The sequence below is a fragment of the Micromonospora sp. BL4 genome, from assembly GCF_003667505.1.
Taxonomy (GTDB): domain Bacteria; phylum Actinomycetota; class Actinomycetes; order Mycobacteriales; family Micromonosporaceae; genus Micromonospora.
Map to the genome: position 1 here is coordinate 1 of NZ_RCVJ01000163.1, position 19,493 is coordinate 19,493.

Here is a 19,493-nt window from a genome sequence, read left to right on the forward strand (position 1 = left end):
GGTCTCGACGGGCGCGGGGACCACGTCGTCCAGGTGGCGGGCCGGGGCGGTCGGCGCGGCGACGGCCGGGGCGCCGGGCAGGACGATCGGCAGTCCGAGGGCGGCTATGACCAGCAGCCGCGTCATGGTGTGTCGGCGACGCACGGGTACCTCCAGGCCTTCGTTACGATCGGTGGTCATCGATCAGACCCGCACGCTACCCGCGCCGCCCCTGGACTGTAAACCTTCCTTATCGTCCAGGCCGGTCGCGCCGTATCCGGCGCGGCCCTGTCGCTGTCCTCACCCGGCAGGTCGGCGGGGAATGCCGGGATGGCCCGGAGGGTTCACCGATGGGAAGATCAGGTTCACTCGATCGGATGGAAGTGCCATGCACGTGCGCTCAGACGCGGTAGTGCTGTTCGGCGTCACGGGAGACCTCGTCTCGAAGAAGCTCTTCCCGGCGCTGTACGAGCTGACCCGGCGCGACCGCCTCGACGTCCCGGTGATCGGCGTGGCCCGATCCCCCTGGGATGACCAGCAACTCGTCACCACCGCCCGCAAGTCGGTCGCCGAGGCGAACGACCAGATCGACGACGAGATTTTCGACGCGCTGGCGCGCAACCTCTCGATGATCTCCGGCGACTACGCGGACCCCGTGACGTACCAGCGGCTGGCGGAGCGCCTGCGGGGCACCGAGCGACCGATCTTCTACCTGGCGATCCCCCCGGCGGTGTTCGGCTCCGTGGTCGAGGGCCTGGCGGCGGCCGGTCTGGCCGAGCGGGGCCGGGTGATCGTGGAGAAGCCGTTCGGGCGTGACGTGGAGTCCTCCCACGAGTTGGACCGCACGCTGCGCGCGGCGTTCGACCCGGAGCGCGTGTTCCGCATCGACCACTACCTCGGCAAGGAGGCCGTCGAGGGCCTCTACGCCTTCCGGTTCGCCAACCGGCTGTTCGAGCCGCTGTGGAACAGCGAGCACATCGACAACATCCAGGTGACGCTCGCCGAGGGCTTCGGCACCCAGGGCCGCGCCGGCTTCTATGACACCGTGGGCGCGACCCGCGACGTGCTCCAGAACCACATCCTTCAGGTCGTCGCGCTGATCGGCATGGAGCCGCCGGCCGCCGACACCACCGACGCGTTCCGCGCGGCGGAGGTCGCCGTGCTGCGGCAGATCGAGCCGCTGTCGCCGGAATCCACCGTGCGGGGGCAGTACGTCGGCTACCGCGACGAGCCGGGCGTGCGGCCGGACTCGAACACGGAGACGTTCGTGGCGACCCGGTTGACAATCAACTCCCCCCGCTGGGCAGGTGTGCCCTTTTACCTGCGGACCGGCAAGTCCCTGCCGGGGACGGCGACTGAGGTCGTGGTCGAGTTCAAGCAGCCGCAGCGCTCCCTCGTACGGGCCGAGGGCGGGGCCGCCGTCACCGCGAACCTGTTGCGGTTCCGGCTCGGTCGCGGCGACGGCATCACGATGTCGATCCAGGCGAAGAGCCCCGGCGCCGAGGTGGCGAGCCGTCCGGTGGACCTGTCCGTCGACTTCGGCGCGGCCCTCGGTCACCGTCAGGAGGCGTACGAGCGTCTGCTCGACGACGCGATGGACGGGCAGCACCTGCGGTTCGCCCGCGAGGAGACGATCGAGCAGGAGTGGCGCATCGTCGAACCGATCCTGGACCTGGCGGCGCCGGTGCGGCCGTACGACAAGGGCACCTGGGGTCCGGCGGACGCCGACGCCCTCGCCGGCGGCTGGCACACCCCGCACCTGCGCTAGCGGGCGCGGCCGGCTCGCCGGTCCGACGCGGACCAGGATCGTCGTCGCGGCGCACGCGGGCCCCCGGTCACCATCGGGAGGGCCCGCGTGGCCGCTACCTCTGCCGCTTGTTCACGCCCGACGCAGTGCCGCCCGGCCGGCGAAGCGCGCCGAGTCGCCCAGCTCCTCCTCGATCCGGATCAGCTGGTTGTACTTCGCCGTGCGGTCGGAGCGGGACAGCGAGCCGGTCTTGATCTGACCGCAGCCGGTCGCCACCGCCAGATCCGCGATGGTGGTGTCCTCCGTCTCGCCCGATCGGTGCGACATGACCGCCGTCCAGCCCGCCTGGTGGGCCGTGGCCACCGCGGACAGCGCCTCGGTCAGGGTCCCGATCTGATTGACCTTGACCAGGACCGAGTTGCCGACACCGGTGCGGATGCCCTCGCGCAGCAGCGTCTCGTTGGTGCAGAACACGTCGTCGCCGGTGAGCTGACAGCGGTCCCCGACGCGGGCGGTCAGCTCGCGCCAGCCGTCCAGGTCGTTCTCCGCCATCGGGTCCTCGATGGAGACGACCGGGTAGGCGTCGATGAGCTTGGCGAGGTAGTCGGCCTGTTCCAAGGGGGTGCGGCGGACCCCTCGCCCGCGTAGTCGTACACGCCGTCGCGGAAGAACTCCGACGACGCCGGGTCCATGACCAGGGCGATGTCCGTGCCGGGGCGGTAGCCGGTGCGCTCGACGGCGGCCAGCACGAAGTCCAGCGCCTCCTCGGCGGTCCGCAGCGCCGGCGCGAAGCCACCCTCGTCGCCGACGCCCGTGGAGTGCCCGGCGGCCAGCAGGTCGCGGCGCAGGGTGTGGAAGACCTCGCTGCCCATGCGGACGGCTTCGGCGAAGGTGTCCGCGCCCACGGGCGCGATCATGAACTCCTGGAAGTCCAGCGGATTGTCGGCGTGGGCGCCGCCGTTGACGATGTTCATCATCGGCAGCGGCAGGAGGTGGGCGTCGGCGCCGCCGAGGTAGCGGTAGAGGGGCTGACGGTGGGCCGCCGCGGCGGCCTTCGCGGCGGCGAGGGAGACGCCGAGGATCGCGTTGGCGCCGAGCCGGGACTTCGTGGCGGTGCCGTCGAGGGCGACCAGCGCGGCGTCGAGACCGGCCTGGTCCGCCGCGTCCCGGCCGCGTACGCACGCCGCGATCTCCCCGTTGACGTTGGCTACCGCGCGGTCGACGCCCTTGCCGTGCCAGCGCGCGGCGTCTCCGTCGCGCAGTTCCACGGCCTCGCGGGCACCGGTGGAGGCGCCGGAGGGGACAGCCGCGCGACCCAGGGACCCGTCGGCCAGGACGACGTCGACCTCGACCGTGGGGTTGCCCCGGCTGTCGATGATCCGGCGGGCGGTGACGGTCTCGATGGCGGCGGTGACGGTTCCACCGTGCTGTGCGGACATGGGAGTTCCTCCCCGTTGTCGTGTGCCGGGCCCGGCTGCGACAACGCTGGCGCTGAGCCCGACACCGAAAACCTACAGCAATGCTGTTCAGTGTTGCTGTACAGGCCAGGTGTACAGCTCTGCTGACCATCGGGTACGGTGTCCCATGCCCACCTCGGAAGCCGCCGCCATCGCCGCTGAACTGCGCACCGCGATGGGCAAACTCACCCGACGCGTCAGACACGAGGACCGCATCCCGCTGGGCCAGGTCGCCGTGCTCGGCGCACTCGACCGCGACGGCGCCATGACCACCAGCGACCTCGCCGCCGACCAGCGCGTACGCCCCCAGTCGATGGCCCGGGCGGTGGGGCTGCTCATCGAACAGGACCTGGTCACGCGCCGGGCGCACCCCACCGACCGCCGCAAGTCACTGGTCGAGCTGTCGGACGCGGGCCGGGCCGCGCTCGACGCCGAGCGTGGCCGCCGGGCCGGTTGGCTCGCGCAGGCCATCGAGGCCGAGCTCACCGATGAGGAGCGGGCGTTGCTGGCACGCAGCGCCGCCCTGCTGGAGCGGCTCGCCACCCGCTAGGGCGACGCTCGCCCGTCGGGAGCACGCCCCCCGGCGGCGCTCCATCCGGACGTCCACGGTGCTGACTGACCGCTCAGCTCACCGGAGCGACCGTCCGGCGACGGTGAGGTTTGCTCCAGCCCTGCGGTGTGGGGAAGTGATGGGCAGGTTTCTCGTCCGCTTCGGAGAGGAAGCAGCTCATGCTTTCCGCGCTCGATCGTCGGCACACCGTCGCGCCACCCGGGTACAGCCGCTGGCTCATACCCCCCGCGGCGCTGGCCATCCACCTCTGCATCGGCCAGGTCTACGCGACCAGCGTGTACAAGAACTCGCTGATCGCCCACTTCGACACCAGCCAGACCGCCATCGGGGTGATCTTCAGCATCGCGATCGTGATGCTGGGTCTGTCCGCCGCGGTCGCCGGGACCTGGGTGGAGGCGAACGGGCCGCGTAAGGCGATGTTCGTCTCGGCCTGTTTCTGGGCGGCGGGATTCCTGGTGGGTTCACTGGGCATCGCCACCAAGCAGCTGTGGCTGCTCTACCTGGGGTACGGGTTGCTCGGCGGCATCGGTCTGGGGATCGGGTACATCTCCCCGGTCTCCACGTTGATCAAATGGTTCCCGGACCGCCCCGGCCTGGCCACCGGCCTGGCGATCATGGGGTTCGGTGGTGGGGCGATGGTGGCCTCTCCCCTGTCGCGGCAGTTGCTGTCGTTCTACGACCCGGGCTACGACCCGGCCAACGCCGGATCGACGGCGTCGGGCAACGCGCTGGTCTGGCTGTTCGTGACGCTCGGCCTGGGCTACTTCGTGATCATGATGTTCGGGGTCGCGAACGTGCGGGTGCCGGCGGCGGACTGGCGCCCGGCCGGCTTCGACCCGGCGACGGTGGCCGCCAAGCCGCTGGTCACCACGGAGAACGTGTCGGCGGCCAACGCGGTCAAGACCCGGTCGTTCTGGCTGCTGTGGGTGGCGCTGTTCTGCAACGTGACGGCCGGCATCGGGATCCTGGAACAGGCCAGCCCGATGATCCAGGACTTCTTCCGGGACAACGGCACGTCGGCGGTGTCGGTGGCGGCAGCCGGCGGGTTCGTGGGCCTGCTGTCACTGTTCAACATGGCCGGCCGGTTCGCCTGGTCGTCCACCTCGGACGTGATCGGCCGCAAGCCGATCTACATGGTCTACCTGGGCGTCGGAATGGTGCTGTACGCGCTGCTGGCCCTGATCGGGCAGACGGCCACGGGGCTGTTCGTGCTGCTGGCCTGCGTGATCCTGTCGTTCTACGGCGGCGGGTTCGCCACGGTGCCGGCGTACCTGCGGGACCTGTTCGGCACGTTCCAGGTGGGCGCGATCCACGGTCGGCTGCTGACCGCCTGGTCGGCGGCGGGGATCGCGGGCCCGTTGATCGTCAACGGGTTCCTCGACGCGCAGGGCGAACCGGGCACGCTGACCGCGGCGGCGTACCGGCCGGCGCTGTTCACGATGGTGGGCGTGCTGGCGGTGGGCTTCGTGGCGAATCTGCTGATCCGGCCGGTGCCGGCGCGGTTCCACGAGCCGCCGACCGCCGACGAGGACACGACGCCGGTGACGGCGGAGAGGAGTGGCACCCGATGAGCGAGAACGGACGGCAGGGGCAGCAGGCCCGGCTGTGGATCTCCTGGTTGGTGGTGGCGGCGCTGCTGGGCTACGGGGTGGCGCAGACGGCGATCACGGCGGCGAAGCTGTTCACCCACTGACATCCGGGGTGGGTGCCGCGCGCATCGCGGCACCCACCAGCCGGGTCGGTCACAGGCCACCGGAAACGCGCAGCACCGTGCCGGTGGTGTACGAGGCGTCCGGGCCGAGCAGCCAGGCGATGGCCGCCGCGATCTCGTCGGGTTCGCCGGCACGACCCAGCGGGATGCGGCCGACGGCGGTGTCGGGGCGGTCCGGCACACCGGAGTCGGCGTGGATGTCGGTGCGCACGATGCCGGGAGCGACCGCGTTGACCCGGATGCCGCGCCCGGCGAGCTCCTTGGCCAGGCCGATGGTCAGGGTGTCGGTGGCGGCCTTGACGGCGGCGTAGTGCACGTACTCCCCCGGGCTGCCCAGGGTGGCGGCTGCGGACGACACGTTGACGATCGCGCCGCCGTCGGTCAACCGGCGGGCGGCCTGCTGGGCGCAGAGCACGTAGCCGACGAGGTTGACGTCGACGACCCGGCGCAGGTCGTCGACGCGCAGCTCGGTGAAGGGCCCGATGGGGCTGGTGACCCCGGCGTTGTTGACCAGGCCGGTGAGCGGGCCGAGCTGCGCGGCGGCGTCGAACAGGGCGTCGACCTGGTCCGGGTCGGTGGTGTCGGCGCGTACCGCGACGGCCCGCACACCGGTGGCCCGCAGATCCGCCAGGACCGCGTCGGCGGCGGCGTCGTCGCGGCGGTAGCACAGGGCGATGTGGTGACCGGCTGCGGCGAGCCGGCGGGCGGTGGCCGCGCCGATGCCACGGCCACCACCGGTGATGACGGTGACAGGTGTCATGGTGCCTCCCGCTGGGTTCCTGGGGCCGCGTACCGGTCGCGCCGACGCTACCGTGACCGGCGCGGGTCGGTCGTCGAGAGGAGAGTCACATGCAGGAGCGGGCGTTGGTGCTCGGCGGTGGCGGGGTCACGGGCGTGGCCTGGGAGCTGGGACTGCTGGCGGGGCTCGCCGAACGGGGTGTGCCGGTGGCCGACGCGGATCTGGTGGTGGGCACGTCGGCGGGCTCGGTCGTCGGGGCGCAGGTGTGTTCGGGTGTGCCGCTGGAGCAGCTGTACGAGGCGCAGCTGGCCCCGCCGTCGGGCGAGTTGGCCGCGCGGCTGGGCGTGGCGGTGCTGGCGCGGATGGTGTGGGCCGGCGCCCGGACCCGCGACCCGGTGCGGGCACGGGCGCGGATCGGCGCGATGGCGCTGGCGGCGCGTACCCCGTCGGAGGCGTCCCGACGCGCCGTCATCGAGGCCCGACTGCCGACGGCCCGGTGGCCGGAACGGCGGCTGCTGGTGACCGCGGTCGACGCGTCCTCGGGCGAGTTCGTGGTGTTCGACGGCGGCGACAGCGCGGTGTCCCTGGTGGACGCCGTGGGTGCCAGTTGCGCCGTGCCCGGGGTGTGGCCGCCGGTGACGATCGGCGCGCGCCGCTTCGTCGACGGCGGGATGCGCTCGGCGGTGAACGCCGACCTGGCCGCCGGCGCGCGACGGGTGCTGGTGATCGCGCCGACGTCGGGGGCGTTCGGGCCGATGCCACGGCTGGCGGCGCAGGTGGCCGGGTTGCGGGCGGCCGGGTCGCGGGTGGCGGTGGTGACGCCGGACGCGGCGGCGCGCAAGGCGATCGGCCGCAACGTGCTGGACCCGGCGCGCCGGGCGGGATCCGCGCGGGCCGGGCGGGCGCAGGCCGCGGTGGTGGCGGACGAGGTGGCGGCCCTCTGGGTGTGATCGCTTACGCTCACCGCCTGTCTGGTCCGACAACGGAGGTGCGCGGTGGCGGGTGTGGGTGTCGGCGACGTGGTGGAGGACTTCGAGCTGCCCGATGAGACGGGCACGCCACGGCGGCTGTCGGAGTTCCTGGCCTCGGGGCCGGTGGTGCTGTTCTTCTACCCGGCGGCGATGACCCGGGGCTGCACGGCGGAGAGCTGCCACTTTCGGGACCTGGCTGCGGAGTTCGCGGCGGTCGGCGCGTCGCGGGTGGGCATCAGCCGCGACAGCGTGGCCAGGCAGGCGGAGTTCGCCACGCTGCACGGCTTCGACTATCCCCTGCTGTCGGATGAGGACGGGACGGTGGCGCAGCGGTTCGGGGTGCGCCGGCGGCTGCCGTTGGGTCCGTTGAGCACCAGGCGGATGACGTTCGTGATCGGCGCGGACCGGCGGGTCATCGAGGTGATCCACAGCGAGGTCAGCATGAACGACCATGCCGACCGGGCGCTGCGGGCGTTGGGCGGCTGAGCGGCGTGAGCCCCCTGCGGCGGGTGTCGCAGCCGGCTGGTATCAAGACAGCAATCAAACAGGTGTACGGAAGAGGGTTGTGATGGATGCCGGCCAGGGTTTGTCCACTGACGAGGTGCAGAGCCTGCGGGATGCGTTGGCGGCGGGCCGCCGGCCCAGGGTGGTGTTCACCGCATCGGCGGGGCAGATCGCCGGTCAGGTCGGCCAGGTGGTCGAGCTGACCGATCCCGAGGTGTCCGACGAGTTCGTGGTGGTGCGCTTCGGTCGCGACGAGTTGCCGTTCTCTCCCGCTGATCTGGCGGTGGCGCCGAAGGGCGCCGGTCGTCGGGTCGCCGAGCCGAAGCCGGAGCCGCCGACGCAGGAGCAGCCGCCCGCGGTGGCGGAGCCGGAGTTCGTGTTGGACACGCCGCGGGTGCCGACGCCGCGGCGGGAGGAGCCGAAGGTGGAGCAGGTGGAGAAGGCGCCGGCACGGCGGGCGGCCAAGGCCGTGAAGCCGAAGGGGCCCGCGGGCCTGACGGTGACGCTGGCGTACGCCGAGGGTGAGTGGACGGTCGCCGCGCAGCAGGGCAGCAAGGCCCTGGCCAAGCCGTACGTGGTGAAGCCGGCCGAGGCGTTGAAGATGGTGGCGCTGGTCGACGTGCCGGGGGTGCAGGAGGCGGTGGAGCAGATCCTCGGCACCGAGCGGGCGGAGGCGGAGCAGCAGGCGGAGAAGCTGCGCGCGGAGCTGGCCGAGATCGAGGCGCGGCTGGCGGAGCTGCGCGAGGCCCGCTGACCGGTCGGGTCAGGTCCGGCTGTGGTGTTCCAGCAGCCGGGTCAGCAGCCGGGTGAGCTGGTCACGTTCGGCGGCGGTCAGCGGGGCGAGCAGGTCCTGCTGGACCCGCTCGACGGTTTCGGCCATCCGGCGTCCCTCGTCGGCGCCGGCCTCGGTGAGGCTGATGACGTTGCGGCGGCGATCGGCCCGGTCGGGGGCTCGCACGACGAGCCCTCGACCGGCCAGGTCGTTGATGGCCGCCACGACGTCGCTGCGATCGATGCCGCAGCGTCGGCCCAGGTCGGCCTGGCTGGCGGGGCCGCTCTCGGCGAGCGCGGCCAGCAGCCGGTAGTGGTAGCCGCGCAGCTCGTGGGCGGCGAAGCCCTCGCTGATCAGGCGGGCGGCGTGGCTGGCGGTCTGGTTGAGCAGCCAGCTCGGGGTGGTGCGCAGGCCGGCGGGTGACTGCGGGCCGGTGGACTCCATGGGCCGCAGCCTAGCAGTAATCGTTGGCCCGACCCACGATCCGTGTTACGTTGGCCTCACCAACGTTGGCAAGGCCAACGTTAAGAAGGAGGCGTCATGTCCACCGTTCCCACCCTCAACGGCCAGGTCATCGGCCAGGCCCACTACGCCACCCGGGCCCTGCTGGAGCGGGCCGTCACCCCGCTCGGGATCAGCTTCGGCCACGCGCTCACCCTCAACGCCCTCGCCGCCGGCACCATCGAACGGACCGGGCTCGTGCACCGGATCACCAGCACCCTCAAGATCGACGAGCCGGCGGCGCACACGCTGATCACCCAGCTCGTCGACGCCGGTCTCGCCCGGCCCGACGACCAGACCGACGCGCCGCGGGTGCGGCTCACCGACGCCGGCCACGCCGTGCAGGGCCGCGTCGCCGACGCCGTCGCGGGCCTCACCACCCGGCTGTACGGCGACCTGCCGGCCGACGAGACGAACGCCGCCGCCCGGGTCCTCACCCTGGTCACCCAGCGCGCGAACGCGGAGCTGGCGGCGATCCCCGCCGACGCGGCGGCCGGTCAGAAGTAGTCGAGCAGCTGCGCCGGGCCCCCGGCGCCCAGCAGGTCGAGGGCGCCCGGGTCCGCGCCGGCGGCGTGCAGCAGACCCGCCTCGGCGACCGACCGGGCGCGGGCGGCGCCGGCGTAGAGCAGCGCGAACCCGCGTACGTCCAGCCGCAGGTCGGCCTCGCCACCGGTCCGGGTCAGCTCCCCGGCGCCGTCGGCGACGCTCAACCGCCAGCAGCCGGTGTTCCAGTCCGCCAGCTCGTCGCTGAGAGTGAAGTCGACGCTGCCCCGGGCGTACGCGGGCCAGCCGCGCGTGGCGACGGCCCGCACGACGTCCACCGGCCGGTGCATCCACAGGTCCCGCTTGTGTTCGCGGGCCGCCTCCAGCGGCAGGTGGGTGCTGACGGCGTCGCCGTCGAGCGGGTACAGCCGCAGGGTCGGGGCGACGCTGGCCCAGCTGCCGAGCACGCCGACGAGTTCCCGGGCCGCGTCGGCGGTGGTCGCCAGGGCCTCGTCGACGGTCAGCACGGAGTCGGCGCCGTAGCCGCGGCCGCGTTCCCAGCTGGCGTAGCCCACCAGGTCGCCGCCGTCCTCGACGAGCGTCAGCGCGTCACCGGGCAGCGCACCGTCGGCGGCGAAGAAGTCGAACAGCTCACCCCGCCGGGTGAGCGGGCCGTTGCGGTGTCGGGTGACCCGCTCGTACAGGGCGGCGACGGCCGGCAGGTCGGCGGGCGTGCCGGCGCGGACGGTCAACCGGGGGTCCGGCCGGTGTCGGGGCAGGACGGCGGTGGTCAGGTCGACGGCGCGCAGCACGCCGGCCGCCTCCCAGCCGCAGGCACGGTAGGGCGCGGCGACGGTCGGGTACAGGGCGCTGACCGCCGCGCCGCGCTCGCGGGCGCCGCGCAGCAGGGCGGTGAGCATGCCGCGGGCCACGCCCCGGCCACGGGCCTCGGGGGCGACCGCCACCCCGGCGACGTCGGCCGCGGGCACCGCCCGGCCGGACCACCACTGGTCGTGGTGCAGGTCGACGGCCTTGCCGACGAGCCGGCCGGTGGCGTCGAACGCGCCGTAGCGGGTCAGGCCGGGCACCGCGGCGGTGGCCTGCGATGGGCGCTGCGGATCGGACCCGAAGGCGAATCGACCCAGCTCCCAGGCGTCGGCCAGGTCGTCGGCGGCGAGTTCGCGGACGTGCACGGTGGCGGGCATCGGCACACCCTAGCGGGACGGATCTTCAAGGGCCGCCGAATTACGGCCGGGTGCGGAGCCGACGTCGGCCCCGCACCCGGGCGGTCAGTGTTGCGGGATGTTGGCCACGCCGATCCGCTTGCGGAACACCCAGTAGGTCCAGCCCTGGTAGGCCAGTACGACCGGAGTGAAGATCACCGCCACCCAGGTCATGATCTTCAGGGTGTACGGGGTGGAGGCGGCGTTGGTGGCCGTCAACGTGCCGGCGGCGTCGAGGGTGGACGGCAGCACGTTCGGGAACAGCGCCGCGAACAGGGTCGCCACCGCCAGCCCGATCGCCACGGCGGTGCCGGTGAACGCCCAGCCCTCCCGGCGTACCCGGGCGGCGGCGAGGCCACCGAGCAGGGCGAGGGCCGCGCCGACGGCGAGCACGACGGCCGCCGCGCTGGAGCGGATGCTCAGCGTCCAGGTCAGGAACCCGACCGCGAGCACGGCGGCGCCGACGCCCAGGCGCACCGCGAGGGCGCCCGCCCGCTCACGGATGTCGCCGGTGGTCTTCAGGGCGATGAACACCGCGCCGTGGGTGACGAACAGCGCGAGGGTGGTCGCGCCACCGAGCAGGGCGTACGGGTGCAGCAGGTCGAACAGGCCACCGACGTACTCGTGCTCGGCGTCCAGCGGCACACCGCGCAGGATGTTGGCGAAGGCGACGCCCCACAGGAATGCCGGCAGCAGCGAACCGACCACGATCGCCGCGTCCCAGCGGCGCTTCCAGGACGCCTCGGGGCGCTTGTGCCGGTACTCGAAGGCCACCCCACGGCCGATCAGGGCCAGCAGGATCAGCAGCAGCGGCAGGTAGAAGCCGGAGAAGAGGGTGGCGTACCACTCGGGGAAGGCGGCGAACATGGCGCCGCCGGCGGTGATCAGCCACACCTCGTTGCCGTCCCAGACCGGGCCGATCGTGTTGATCAGGACCCGTCGTTCGCGGTCGTCGCGGCCGAGCACGGGCAGCAGCATGCCCACACCGAAGTCGAAGCCCTCCAGGATGAAGTACCCGGTGAAGAGCACGGCGATGAGGAGAAACCAGATGGTGGTGAGGTCCACGGCAGGCTCCGGTGATCAGTAGGCGAAGGCGAGCGGACGCTCGGCGTCGTCGGTGTCGTCGGACGGGGGCGTCTCGCTGACGTCGGGTACGCCGGCGCGGGCGTAGCGCAGCAGCAGCTTGACCTCGATCACCGCGAGGGTGGCGTAGATCAGCGTGAAGGCGGTGAACGAGGTGAGCACCTCGGCCAGCGAGACGCTGCGGGACACGCCGTTGCGGGTGAGCATCTCGCCGAAGACGATCCACGGCTGGCGACCCATCTCGGTGAAGATCCAGCCGAAGGAGTTGGCCAGCAGCGGCAGCACCGGCATGACCAGCCCCGCGCGCAGCAGCCATTTGCTGCTCGGCGTACGGCCCTTGCGCTGGCTCCAGAGCACCAGCAGGGCGATCGCCGCGGCGGCCATCCCGAACGCGATCATGAAGCGGAAGCTCCAGTAGGTGACCGGGATGATCGGGGTGTAGCTGCCAGCGCCGTACTGGGTGGCGTACTGGGCCTGGAGGTCGTTGATGCCGTGCACCGTGCCGTTGGGGTCGCCGGTGCCGAGGTACGACAGCAGGTACGGGATCTTGAGGGCGAACACCTCACGGCTGCCGTCGAGGCTGCCGACGGTGAGCACGGAGAACGAGGCGGGGCTCTCGGTGGTGTAGAGACCCTCGGCGGCGGCCATCTTCATCGGCTGCACCTCGGTCATGATCTTGCCCTGGATGTCGCCGGTGAACAGCACGGCGGCGGAGGCGACCAGGACCACCCAGGAGCCGAACTTCGCGGCGAAGCGGTAGGCGCCGGTGTCGGTGGAGTCGCGGTTACGGATCACGTGCCACAGGCCCACGGCGGCGACCAGCGACCCGGCGACCAGGAACGAGCCGGCCAGGGTGTGCGGGAAGGTGATCAGGGCGACCTTGTTGGTCAGCACCGCCGGAAAGTCGGTCAGTTCGGCGCGCCCGCTGTCCGGGTTGATCCGGTAGCCGACCGGGTTCTGCATGAACGAGTTGGCGGCGAGGATGAAGTACGCGCTGAGGTTCGTGCCGATCGCCGCGGCCCAGATGCTGGCCAGGTGCGCCCGCTTGGGCAGCCGGTCCCAGCCGAAGATCCACAGGCCGATGAAGGTGGATTCGAGGAAGAACGCGACCAGCGCCTCGATGGCCAGGGGCGCGCCGAAGATGTCGCCCACGAAGCGCGAGTAGTCGCTCCAGTTCATGCCGAACTGGAACTCCTGCACGATGCCGGTGACCACGCCCATCGCGAAGTTGATCAGGAACAGCTTGCCGTAGAACTTGGTGAGCTTGAGGTAGCGCTCGTTGCCGGTGCGGTGCCACATCGTCTGCAGGATGGCCACCAGCACGGACAGGCCGATGGTCAGCGGCACGAAGAGAAAGTGGTAGACGGTGGTGACACCGAACTGCCAGCGGGCGACGTCCAACGCGTCCACCTGGAACCCCCAGCCATTGCGTACTACGAGACGTAGTAAATACTACTGCTCGTCGTAGACGGATGGGCAGGGCCGAGCGGCCCGAACCGGCCCGGGACCAATGACCTTGATCACCCAGGCCGGTGGGTAACCCGTCGACCCGCCCTCGCGGCCCCGCCGCCCCGTGCGACGATGGCGCGCTGATGGACACCGCGCACTCCCCCTGGCAACCGCCGCTGATCTGGCGCGCCGCCCAACTGCTGGCCCGAGCCCTGGTCGGCCTGCTGGCCCGCCTCGAGGTCACCGGCGAGGTCCCCGCGCACCTGCGCCGCGGACCGCTGGTGCTGGCCGCCAACCACATCAGCCCGTTCGACCCCGTGGTGATGGCCGCCGCCTGCCAGGCCCGCGGCATCGCCCCCCGGATCATGGCGACGGCCGGGCTGTTCCGCGCCCCGGTACTCGGCTCCCTCATGCGCCACGCCGGGCACATCCGCGTCGACCGGGGCACCGACGCGGTGCACCGGGCTCTGGAGGCCGCCACCGCCGCCGTCGCGGGCGGATCGGTGATCCTCATCTACCCGGAGGGGCGCATCAGTCTGGACCCCGGTATATGGCCCGAACGTGGCAAGACCGGCGCCGCCCGGCTCGCCCTGGCCTGCGCCGCTCCGGTCATCCCGGTCGCCCAGTGGGGCGCCCACGAGGTGCTGCCCTACCGGGCGCCCCGGGGAATGCTGCGCGGCGTCGCCCGCGCGCTGTGGCGCCGTCCGGTGATTCGGGTGCACTTCGGCGCACCCATCGACCTGCGGGAGGCGGCCGCCAGCGGCCCCGGCGCCGCCCGCCGGGCCACCGACCAGATCATCGACGCCCTCACCGACAGCCTCGCCCCGCTGCGCCCCGACGAACCCGGCCGGCCCCGACACATCGACCCCAGCCGCCCCAGCGACCTCAGCAGGTCCCACCGCCGCCGGCTCGGATGACCTGACGGGTTAGACAACTTTCGGAAATCTGTCTAAGCTGTCTAACGTGAGCAGCATGGAGATGGAGCCCGAAGACCCGAAGCGCGCCGCCGTCCTCGCGGCGGCCGTCGGGGTGTTCGGGCGCTACGGGTTCCAGAAGACGTCGATGGAGGCGGTCGCCAAGGCGGCCGGCATCTCCCGGCCCGGCCTGTACCTGATGTTCCCCAACAAGGAGCAGCTGTACCGCGCCACGATGCAGGGCGTCATGGAACGCGCCCAGCAGGCCATGCAGGCGCGCTTCGGCGACCAGGCGCTGAGCTTCGACGAGCGGATCGTGGCGGGGCTGGATGCGCTGATGGGCCCGTACATCGACACCCAGGTGGCCCGCGACCTCAACGAGCTGCTCGAGAACAGCGGGCCCCAGTTGGGCTCGATGTTCCACGACTACCAGGAGCGGGCCCGGGCGGCACTGCGCGCCCACGTCGACGCTCTCGCCCCGCCGGGCCTGCTCGACGGTGACCGGACGGCGGACGACGTGATGGACCTTCTCTTCTCCGCCGCGTTGACCTGGAAATCGACCTCGGCCACCAGGGACGAGTTCCGCGACCGGATCCGCCGGGCCCTGCGGCTGATCTGCCGCGCCGCGGTCTGACCCCCACCGCCTACCCCACCGCAGCCGCACGCTGCATCTCTGCGTCCAAGGAGTTCCGAAATGTCACGAATCATCACCCCTTACTCCGCCCGGTCGACCGCCGCTGAAGTGATCTCCGGCGTCGACCTCAGCGGCCGGCGGGCCGTGGTCACCGGCGGCGCGTCCGGCATCGGCCTGGAGACCGTCCGGGCGCTGGCCACCGCCGGCGCCGAGGTGACGCTGGCCGTCCGCGACACCGCCGCCGGCGAGCGCGTCGCCGCCGACATCACGGCGGGCGGGGCGCGCGGCGCGGTCAGGGTCGCCCGGCTCGACCTGGCCGACCGCGCCTCCATCGACGCCTTCGTCAACACCTGGACGGGCCCCCTGCACATCCTGGTCAACAACGCCGGCGTCATGGCCCTGCCGGAGCTGACCAGGACCACCGAGGGCTGGGAGGCCCAGTTCGCCATCAACCACCTCGGTCACGCCGCGCTGACCCTGGGCCTGCACGACGCGCTCGCCGCCGCGCAGGGCGCCCGGATCGTCGTCGTCAGCTCCTCGGCCCACCAGCAGTCCCCGGTCGTGTTCGAGGACATCCACTTCACCGGCCGGCCCTACGAGGCCTGGTCGGCGTACGGCCAGTCGAAGACCGCGACCATCCTGTTCGCCGTCGCCCTGGCCAGGAAATGGGCCACCGACGGCATCACGGCCAACGCCCTGCACCCCGGCGGCATCATGACCAACCTGCAACGACACCTCGACGACGCGCAGCTGCGCTACGTCGGCGCGGTGGACGGGCAGGGCAACCGCCTGGAAGTGCCGCCGGGCTGGAAGACCCCGCAGCAGGGCGCGGCCACCTCGGTCCTGCTGGCCGCCTCCCCCGAGGTCGACGGCGTGACCGGCCGCTACTTCGAGGACGGCAACGAGGCCCTGGTCATCGCCGAGCCGGCCGACGGCATGAGCGGCGTGCTCCCGTACGCCCTCGACGACAAGAACGCCGAACTCCTCTGGGACGAGACGATCCGGCTCCTGCGGCGCTGACCGGGTCGGCGGTGCCGCCCGGGCACACAGACCCGTGCGGGCGACTGGCACAGTGATCACATGTCGCGTCGTCGTCTCGTCCTCGTGGCGTTGGTACTGCTCGTCGTCGGCGGGATCGGCTACGCCGGGCTACGGACCGCGTACCACCACGCCAGGGACCAGCGGGACCTCGCCGATCTGACCCGATCGTCGCCGTGGCCCCAGGAGCAGCTGCTGATCCCCGACGGCGTGCCCCGGGCCGGCACCGTCGGCTGGCTCGAACGCGGCGGCCTCGACATCGCCTATCCGCTGCGCACCGCCGACGGCCGGGCCGTGCCCGTGCTCTGGCGGCTTCGCGTGCCGCAACCGGCGACCGGGCTGCCCGACGGCGTCGACTGCGCTACGCCCCGGCTGCGCACCTGCACCGACCTCGGCGGCCGGGGCACGCTGGTCGTGACCCACCAGACCGACAACAGCGACCCGTCCACTGCCCTCTACCGCACCGACGGGGGAAGGGTACGGGCAATCGAGGTGCAGGGGCCGGACGCGGTCGAGGTCGACGAGCTGATCGCCGCGCTCACCCGCGTGCACCCGCCCAGCGACGCCGAACTGCTGGACCTGCTGCGCCACGACGGCTACCAGACCGACTGGAGCTGATCCGCCCCGCACGGGACGGCCACCGGGCCGAGCGCCGAGCTGAGCATCACCGGCGCGGTCGGCAGGAGGAGAGGTTGGGGGGCGTCCGCTGGTCGACGAATGTCGCCGGCAGGCCACCCACGCTCCACCGGCGGCAGGCATACTGCGTCGCGTGCTGACCCGATTCGGCTACCTGGACGCGCCCGGGCCGCTGGCGTTCGCCCACCGCGGCGGCGCCGCCGAGGGCGACGAGAACACCACCGAGGCGTTCGCCCGCGCCATCGGGCTGGGCTACCGGTACGTGGAGACCGACGTGCACGCCACCGCCGACGGGGTGGCGGTGATCTTCCACGACCCGACGCTGGCGCGGGTCACCGGCGAACCGGGGCGCATCGCCGACCTGCGCTGGGCCGACCTCGCCTCGGTACGCGTCGGCGGGGCCGCCGTCGTACCCCGGCTCGACGAGGTGCTGGGCGCGTGGCCGCAGGTGCGGTTCAACATCGACGTGAAGGCCGACGGCGGCGTCGAGCCGACGGTCGCCACCGTGGCCCGCGTCGGCGCCGCAGACCGGGTGCTGCTCGCCTCGTTCAGCGACGCCCGGCTGACCCGGCTGCGCGCGCTCACGGACGGGCGGGTCGCCACCAGCCTCGGCATGCGCGGGGTGGCCCGGCTGCGGCTGGCCTCGCTGCACGGCCGCCCGCTGCGGCTGCCCCCGTCGGTGGTCGCCGCGCAGGTGCCGCCGCGCTACGGGCGGGTGCCGGTGGTGGACCGCCGGTTCCTCGACTACTGCCACCGGCTCGGCCTGCAGGTGCACGTCTGGACGATCGACGAACCGGCCCAGATGCACGAGTTACTGGATCGTGGCGTGGATGGCATCATGACCGATCACGTCGGCGTGCTGCGCGACGTCTACCGCAGCCGCGGCCACTGGGCCGCCTGACCGGCGAAGGACCCCGATGGCCGAGACCGTGACCCCCACGGTGGATGACACCCCGCCCCCGGCGAGCACCCGCCGCGAGCGCAGCGGCTGGTACATCTACGACTGGGCCAACTCCGCCTTCCAGACCACCGTCATCACGGTGTTCCTGGGCCCGTTCCTCACCACCGTCGCCGAGCTGGCCGCCGGCTGCGAACTGGGCGCGGACAGCTGCGACGGCTACGTGCACCCGCTGGGCATCCGGGTCGCCGCCGGCTCGTACTACCCGTACCTGATCTCGCTGTCGGTGTTCCTCACCGTGTTCGTGCTGCCGGTCATCGGGGCGATCGCCGACCGGTCGGCGCACAAGAAGCGGCTGCTCGGCGGCGCGGCGTTCACCGGCGCGGGCGCGACCATGGCGATGGCCTTCGTCACCGGCGACCGTTACCTGCTCGGCGGAGCGCTGTTCCTGGTCGCCAACATCTCCTTCGGCGCGGCCATCGTCGTGTACAACTCGTTCCTGCCGCAGCTCGGCGGCCCGGACGAACGCGACGGCATCTCCAGCCGCGGCTGGGCGCTGGGCTACCTCGGCGGCGGCCTGCTGCTGGCGTTCAACCTGGTCGCGGTCACGCTGTTCAGTCAGGACGACAACCCGCAGCGCACCCTGGACCTGGCCCGCTGGTCGATCGTGTCCGCCGGGGTGTGGTGGGCGGCGTTCACCCTGGTGCCGCTGCGCTGGCTGCGCGAACGACCCACCGCGGCGGCGCTGGCCCGGGGCGGCAACGTGCTCACCGACGGGTTCCGGCAGCTCGGCCGCACCCTGCGTGAGGTCAAGGCGTACCCGCTGACGCTGTTCTTCCTGCTCGCGTTCCTGGTCTACAACGACGGCATCCAGACCGTCATCACCCTCGCCAGCCAGTACGGCACCGAGGAGCTGCGGCTGGAGCAGAGCACCCTGATCGTCACCATCCTGCTGGTGCAGTTCCTCGCCTTCGGTGGCGCGCTGAGCCTCGGCGCGCTGGCCCGGCGCATCGGCGCCTGGAAGACGGTGCTGCTCAGCCTGGTGCTCTGGACCGGTGTGATCATCGGCGCGTTCCGGCTGCCCGCCGAGGCGCCCGTGCCGTTCATGGTCCTCGGCGCGGCCATCGGCCTGGTCCTCGGCGGCAGCCAGGCGTTGAGCCGGTCGCTGTTCAGCCAGCTCATCCCGGCCGGCAAGGAGGGCGAGTACTACGGCTTCTACGAGATCAGCGACAAGGGCACCAGCTGGCTCGGCCCCCTCGCCTTCGGCCTGGTGTTCCAACTCACCGCCTCCTACCGGGTGGGCCTGGTCTCCCTGCTGATCTTCTTCGTGGTCGGGTTCCTGCTCCTTCTGGCCGTGCCGATCCGCCGGGCCATCGTCGCCGCCGGAAACACCCCGCCCCGGGTGCTCTGACCTCGACCGCGCCCGGCGGATCGGCCCTGGTCGATCAGATAGGCTGCCCGACCGTGACCGACGACGCCGCTGCCGCCCCGACCTGCCTGGCCCACCCGTTCCCCGGCCAGCCGCACGCTCCGGCCGGGTGCGCGGCGGCGCGCGGGCTCGACGGGCGTCCGGTGCACGCCGCGGCGTTGAAGTTCTTCTGGGGACCGATGGACTGCGGCAAGTCCACCATGGCCCTGCAGATGAACTACAACCACGCCCGCCAGGGCCGCCGGGGACTGGTCACCACCCGCATCGACCGGTCGTTGGGCCCACAGGTCACCACCCGCATCGGGCTGGCGCACGAGGCGATCGAGGTCACCGACGACCTGGACCTGCGGGCCCTGGTCCGGGGCCGGTGGGCCGAGGGGGAACGCGTCGACTACCTGATCTGCGACGAGGCGTGCTTCTACACCGTCGAGCACGTCGAGCAGATGGCCGAGCTGGTCGACAGCTACGACGTGGACGTGTTCGCCTTCGGCCTCGCCACCGACTTCCGGTCCTGCCTGTTCCCCGCCACCCAGCGGCTGTTCGAGCTGGCCGACGAGGTGGCCCGCATCCAGGTCGAGGTGCTCTGCTGGTGCGGCCGGGAAGGACTGCTCAACGCCCGGGTGGTCGACGGCCGGGTGGTCCGCGAGGGCGCGCAGGTCGTCATCGGCGACACCGTCGACACCGCCGAGGTGCGCTACCAGGTGCTGTGCCGGCGGCACTATCGCAGCGGCGACCTCGGCCCCCGCGACTGACC

21 protein-coding genes and 1 pseudogene are annotated in these 19,493 nt (G+C 72.3%); 15 read left to right on the forward strand and 7 right to left on the reverse strand.

The genetic code is table 11. The features are described from left to right. Positions 1–180: hypothetical protein (locus EAD89_RS30295; protein ID WP_147458851.1), on the reverse strand; the 180-nt coding region annotated here is incomplete at its 3' end. Between the two features lie 187 nt (positions 181–367). On the opposite strand from EAD89_RS30295, the gene zwf reads away from it, so the two are divergent. After that, positions 368–1,747: a glucose-6-phosphate dehydrogenase gene (gene zwf / locus EAD89_RS21625; RefSeq protein WP_121676997.1), complete on the forward strand. Its 1,380-nt coding sequence runs from the start codon at positions 368–370 to the stop codon at positions 1,745–1,747. A 111-nt stretch (positions 1,748–1,858) separates the two neighbouring features. Here zwf and eno read toward each other — a convergent pair. Then, positions 1,859–3,165 (reverse strand): annotated as a pseudogene (gene eno / locus EAD89_RS21630) (phosphopyruvate hydratase). 145 nt (positions 3,166–3,310) lie between these two features. Here eno and EAD89_RS21635 point away from each other — a divergent pair. From EAD89_RS21635 to EAD89_RS31250, 3 genes are all read left to right on the forward strand, one after another. Further along, on the forward strand, positions 3,311–3,733 hold the full coding sequence (locus tag EAD89_RS21635; protein WP_121676998.1) for a MarR family winged helix-turn-helix transcriptional regulator: 423 nt from the start codon (positions 3,311–3,313) through the stop codon (positions 3,731–3,733). 179 nt (positions 3,734–3,912) lie between these two features. Beyond that, positions 3,913–5,325 (forward strand): OFA family MFS transporter, encoded by a 1,413-nt coding sequence (locus EAD89_RS21640; protein WP_121676999.1) that lies wholly within the window; start codon positions 3,913–3,915, stop codon positions 5,323–5,325. Beyond that, the gene (locus tag EAD89_RS31250) at positions 5,322–5,447 is read left to right on the forward strand and encodes a hypothetical protein (protein ID WP_255421213.1); all 126 of its coding nucleotides are present in this window, start codon (positions 5,322–5,324) and stop codon (positions 5,445–5,447) included. The genes EAD89_RS21640 and EAD89_RS31250 overlap by 4 nt, the downstream gene beginning before the upstream one ends. 49 nt (positions 5,448–5,496) lie before the next feature. On the opposite strand, the gene EAD89_RS21645 is transcribed toward EAD89_RS31250, so the two are convergent. Beyond that, positions 5,497–6,225, reverse strand: a complete 729-nt coding sequence (locus EAD89_RS21645; RefSeq protein WP_121677000.1) for an SDR family oxidoreductase — start codon at positions 6,223–6,225, stop codon at positions 5,497–5,499. An 89-nt stretch (positions 6,226–6,314) separates the two neighbouring features. Between EAD89_RS21645 and EAD89_RS21650 the strand changes: the two genes are divergently transcribed. From EAD89_RS21650 to EAD89_RS21660, 3 genes are all read left to right on the forward strand, one after another. Continuing rightward, complete coding sequence (locus EAD89_RS21650; protein WP_121677001.1) at positions 6,315–7,154, forward strand: patatin-like phospholipase family protein; 840 nt, start codon at positions 6,315–6,317, stop codon at positions 7,152–7,154. Between the two features lie 45 nt (positions 7,155–7,199). Beyond that, complete coding sequence (locus EAD89_RS21655; protein WP_305034189.1) at positions 7,200–7,661, forward strand: peroxiredoxin; 462 nt, start codon at positions 7,200–7,202, stop codon at positions 7,659–7,661. Positions 7,662–7,743: 82 nt separating this feature from the next. Continuing rightward, the gene (locus EAD89_RS21660; protein WP_121652883.1) at positions 7,744–8,433 is read left to right on the forward strand and encodes a hypothetical protein; all 690 of its coding nucleotides are present in this window, start codon (positions 7,744–7,746) and stop codon (positions 8,431–8,433) included. A 9-nt stretch (positions 8,434–8,442) separates the two neighbouring features. Here EAD89_RS21660 and EAD89_RS21665 read toward each other — a convergent pair whose 3' ends face one another. Beyond that, positions 8,443–8,895 (reverse strand): MarR family winged helix-turn-helix transcriptional regulator, encoded by a 453-nt coding sequence (locus tag EAD89_RS21665; protein WP_121677002.1) that lies wholly within the window; start codon positions 8,893–8,895, stop codon positions 8,443–8,445. A gap of 96 nt (positions 8,896–8,991) precedes the next feature. On the opposite strand from EAD89_RS21665, the gene EAD89_RS21670 reads away from it, so the two are divergent. Then, a complete protein-coding gene (locus tag EAD89_RS21670) occupies positions 8,992–9,459 on the forward strand; it encodes a MarR family winged helix-turn-helix transcriptional regulator (RefSeq protein WP_121677003.1) in 468 nt (155 codons plus the stop codon). Here the strand turns inward: EAD89_RS21670 and eis are convergent. From eis to EAD89_RS21685, 3 genes are all read right to left on the reverse strand, one after another. After that, positions 9,450–10,640 (reverse strand): enhanced intracellular survival protein Eis, encoded by a 1,191-nt coding sequence (eis, locus tag EAD89_RS21675; protein ID WP_199733586.1) that lies wholly within the window; start codon positions 10,638–10,640, stop codon positions 9,450–9,452. The genes EAD89_RS21670 and eis overlap by 10 nt on opposite strands. Positions 10,641–10,724: 84 nt before the next feature. Further along, positions 10,725–11,723 (reverse strand): cytochrome d ubiquinol oxidase subunit II, encoded by a 999-nt coding sequence (gene cydB, locus EAD89_RS21680; RefSeq protein WP_121652886.1) that lies wholly within the window; start codon positions 11,721–11,723, stop codon positions 10,725–10,727. A gap of 15 nt (positions 11,724–11,738) precedes the next feature. After that, complete coding sequence (locus EAD89_RS21685; RefSeq protein ID WP_121677004.1) at positions 11,739–13,151, reverse strand: cytochrome ubiquinol oxidase subunit I; 1,413 nt, start codon at positions 13,149–13,151, stop codon at positions 11,739–11,741. A gap of 182 nt (positions 13,152–13,333) precedes the next feature. Here EAD89_RS21685 and EAD89_RS21690 point away from each other — a divergent pair, with 182 nt between their 5' ends. The 7 genes from EAD89_RS21690 (at position 13,334) to EAD89_RS21720 (ending at position 19,491) form a co-directional block, all read left to right on the forward strand. Further along, entirely contained in the window at positions 13,334–14,107 is a 774-nt protein-coding gene (locus EAD89_RS21690) for a 1-acyl-sn-glycerol-3-phosphate acyltransferase (protein ID WP_121677005.1), read from the forward strand. Positions 14,108–14,162: 55 nt separating this feature from the next. Next, complete coding sequence (locus EAD89_RS21695; protein WP_121677006.1) at positions 14,163–14,738, forward strand: TetR/AcrR family transcriptional regulator; 576 nt, start codon at positions 14,163–14,165, stop codon at positions 14,736–14,738. 60 nt (positions 14,739–14,798) lie between these two features. Beyond that, on the forward strand, positions 14,799–15,758 hold the full coding sequence (locus EAD89_RS21700) for an SDR family NAD(P)-dependent oxidoreductase (RefSeq protein ID WP_121677007.1): 960 nt from the start codon (positions 14,799–14,801) through the stop codon (positions 15,756–15,758). Between the two features lie 60 nt (positions 15,759–15,818). After that, the gene (locus EAD89_RS21705) at positions 15,819–16,394 is read left to right on the forward strand and encodes a hypothetical protein (RefSeq protein ID WP_147458853.1); all 576 of its coding nucleotides are present in this window, start codon (positions 15,819–15,821) and stop codon (positions 16,392–16,394) included. A 151-nt stretch (positions 16,395–16,545) separates the two neighbouring features. Continuing rightward, the gene (locus tag EAD89_RS21710) at positions 16,546–17,313 is read left to right on the forward strand and encodes a glycerophosphodiester phosphodiesterase (RefSeq protein WP_121677009.1); all 768 of its coding nucleotides are present in this window, start codon (positions 16,546–16,548) and stop codon (positions 17,311–17,313) included. A gap of 16 nt (positions 17,314–17,329) precedes the next feature. After that, a complete protein-coding gene (locus EAD89_RS21715) occupies positions 17,330–18,721 on the forward strand; it encodes an MFS transporter (protein ID WP_121677010.1) in 1,392 nt (463 codons plus the stop codon). Positions 18,722–18,882: 161 nt separating this feature from the next. Next, a complete protein-coding gene (locus EAD89_RS21720; RefSeq protein ID WP_231931215.1) occupies positions 18,883–19,491 on the forward strand; it encodes a thymidine kinase in 609 nt (202 codons plus the stop codon). Positions 19,492–19,493 lie beyond the last annotated feature (2 nt).

Coding starts and splice junctions, on each gene's coding strand:
- zwf (WP_121676997.1), top strand. CDS start 368: ATGCACGTGCGCTCAGACGCGGTAGTGCTGTTCGGCGTCACGGGAGAC.
- EAD89_RS21635 (WP_121676998.1), top strand. CDS start 3,311: ATGCCCACCTCGGAAGCCGCCGCCATCGCCGCTGAACTGCGCACCGCG.
- EAD89_RS21640 (WP_121676999.1), top strand. CDS start 3,913: ATGCTTTCCGCGCTCGATCGTCGGCACACCGTCGCGCCACCCGGGTAC.
- EAD89_RS31250 (WP_255421213.1), top strand. CDS start 5,322: ATGAGCGAGAACGGACGGCAGGGGCAGCAGGCCCGGCTGTGGATCTCC.
- EAD89_RS21645 (WP_121677000.1), bottom strand. CDS start 6,225: ATGACACCTGTCACCGTCATCACCGGTGGTGGCCGTGGCATCGGCGCG.
- EAD89_RS21650 (WP_121677001.1), top strand. CDS start 6,315: ATGCAGGAGCGGGCGTTGGTGCTCGGCGGTGGCGGGGTCACGGGCGTG.
- EAD89_RS21660 (WP_121652883.1), top strand. CDS start 7,744: ATGGATGCCGGCCAGGGTTTGTCCACTGACGAGGTGCAGAGCCTGCGG.
- EAD89_RS21665 (WP_121677002.1), bottom strand. CDS start 8,895: ATGGAGTCCACCGGCCCGCAGTCACCCGCCGGCCTGCGCACCACCCCG.
- EAD89_RS21670 (WP_121677003.1), top strand. CDS start 8,992: ATGTCCACCGTTCCCACCCTCAACGGCCAGGTCATCGGCCAGGCCCAC.
- eis (WP_199733586.1), bottom strand. CDS start 10,640: ATGCCCGCCACCGTGCACGTCCGCGAACTCGCCGCCGACGACCTGGCC.
- EAD89_RS21690 (WP_121677005.1), top strand. CDS start 13,334: ATGGACACCGCGCACTCCCCCTGGCAACCGCCGCTGATCTGGCGCGCC.
- EAD89_RS21695 (WP_121677006.1), top strand. CDS start 14,163: ATGGAGATGGAGCCCGAAGACCCGAAGCGCGCCGCCGTCCTCGCGGCG.
- EAD89_RS21700 (WP_121677007.1), top strand. CDS start 14,799: ATGTCACGAATCATCACCCCTTACTCCGCCCGGTCGACCGCCGCTGAA.
- EAD89_RS21705 (WP_147458853.1), top strand. CDS start 15,819: ATGTCGCGTCGTCGTCTCGTCCTCGTGGCGTTGGTACTGCTCGTCGTC.
- EAD89_RS21715 (WP_121677010.1), top strand. CDS start 17,330: ATGGCCGAGACCGTGACCCCCACGGTGGATGACACCCCGCCCCCGGCG.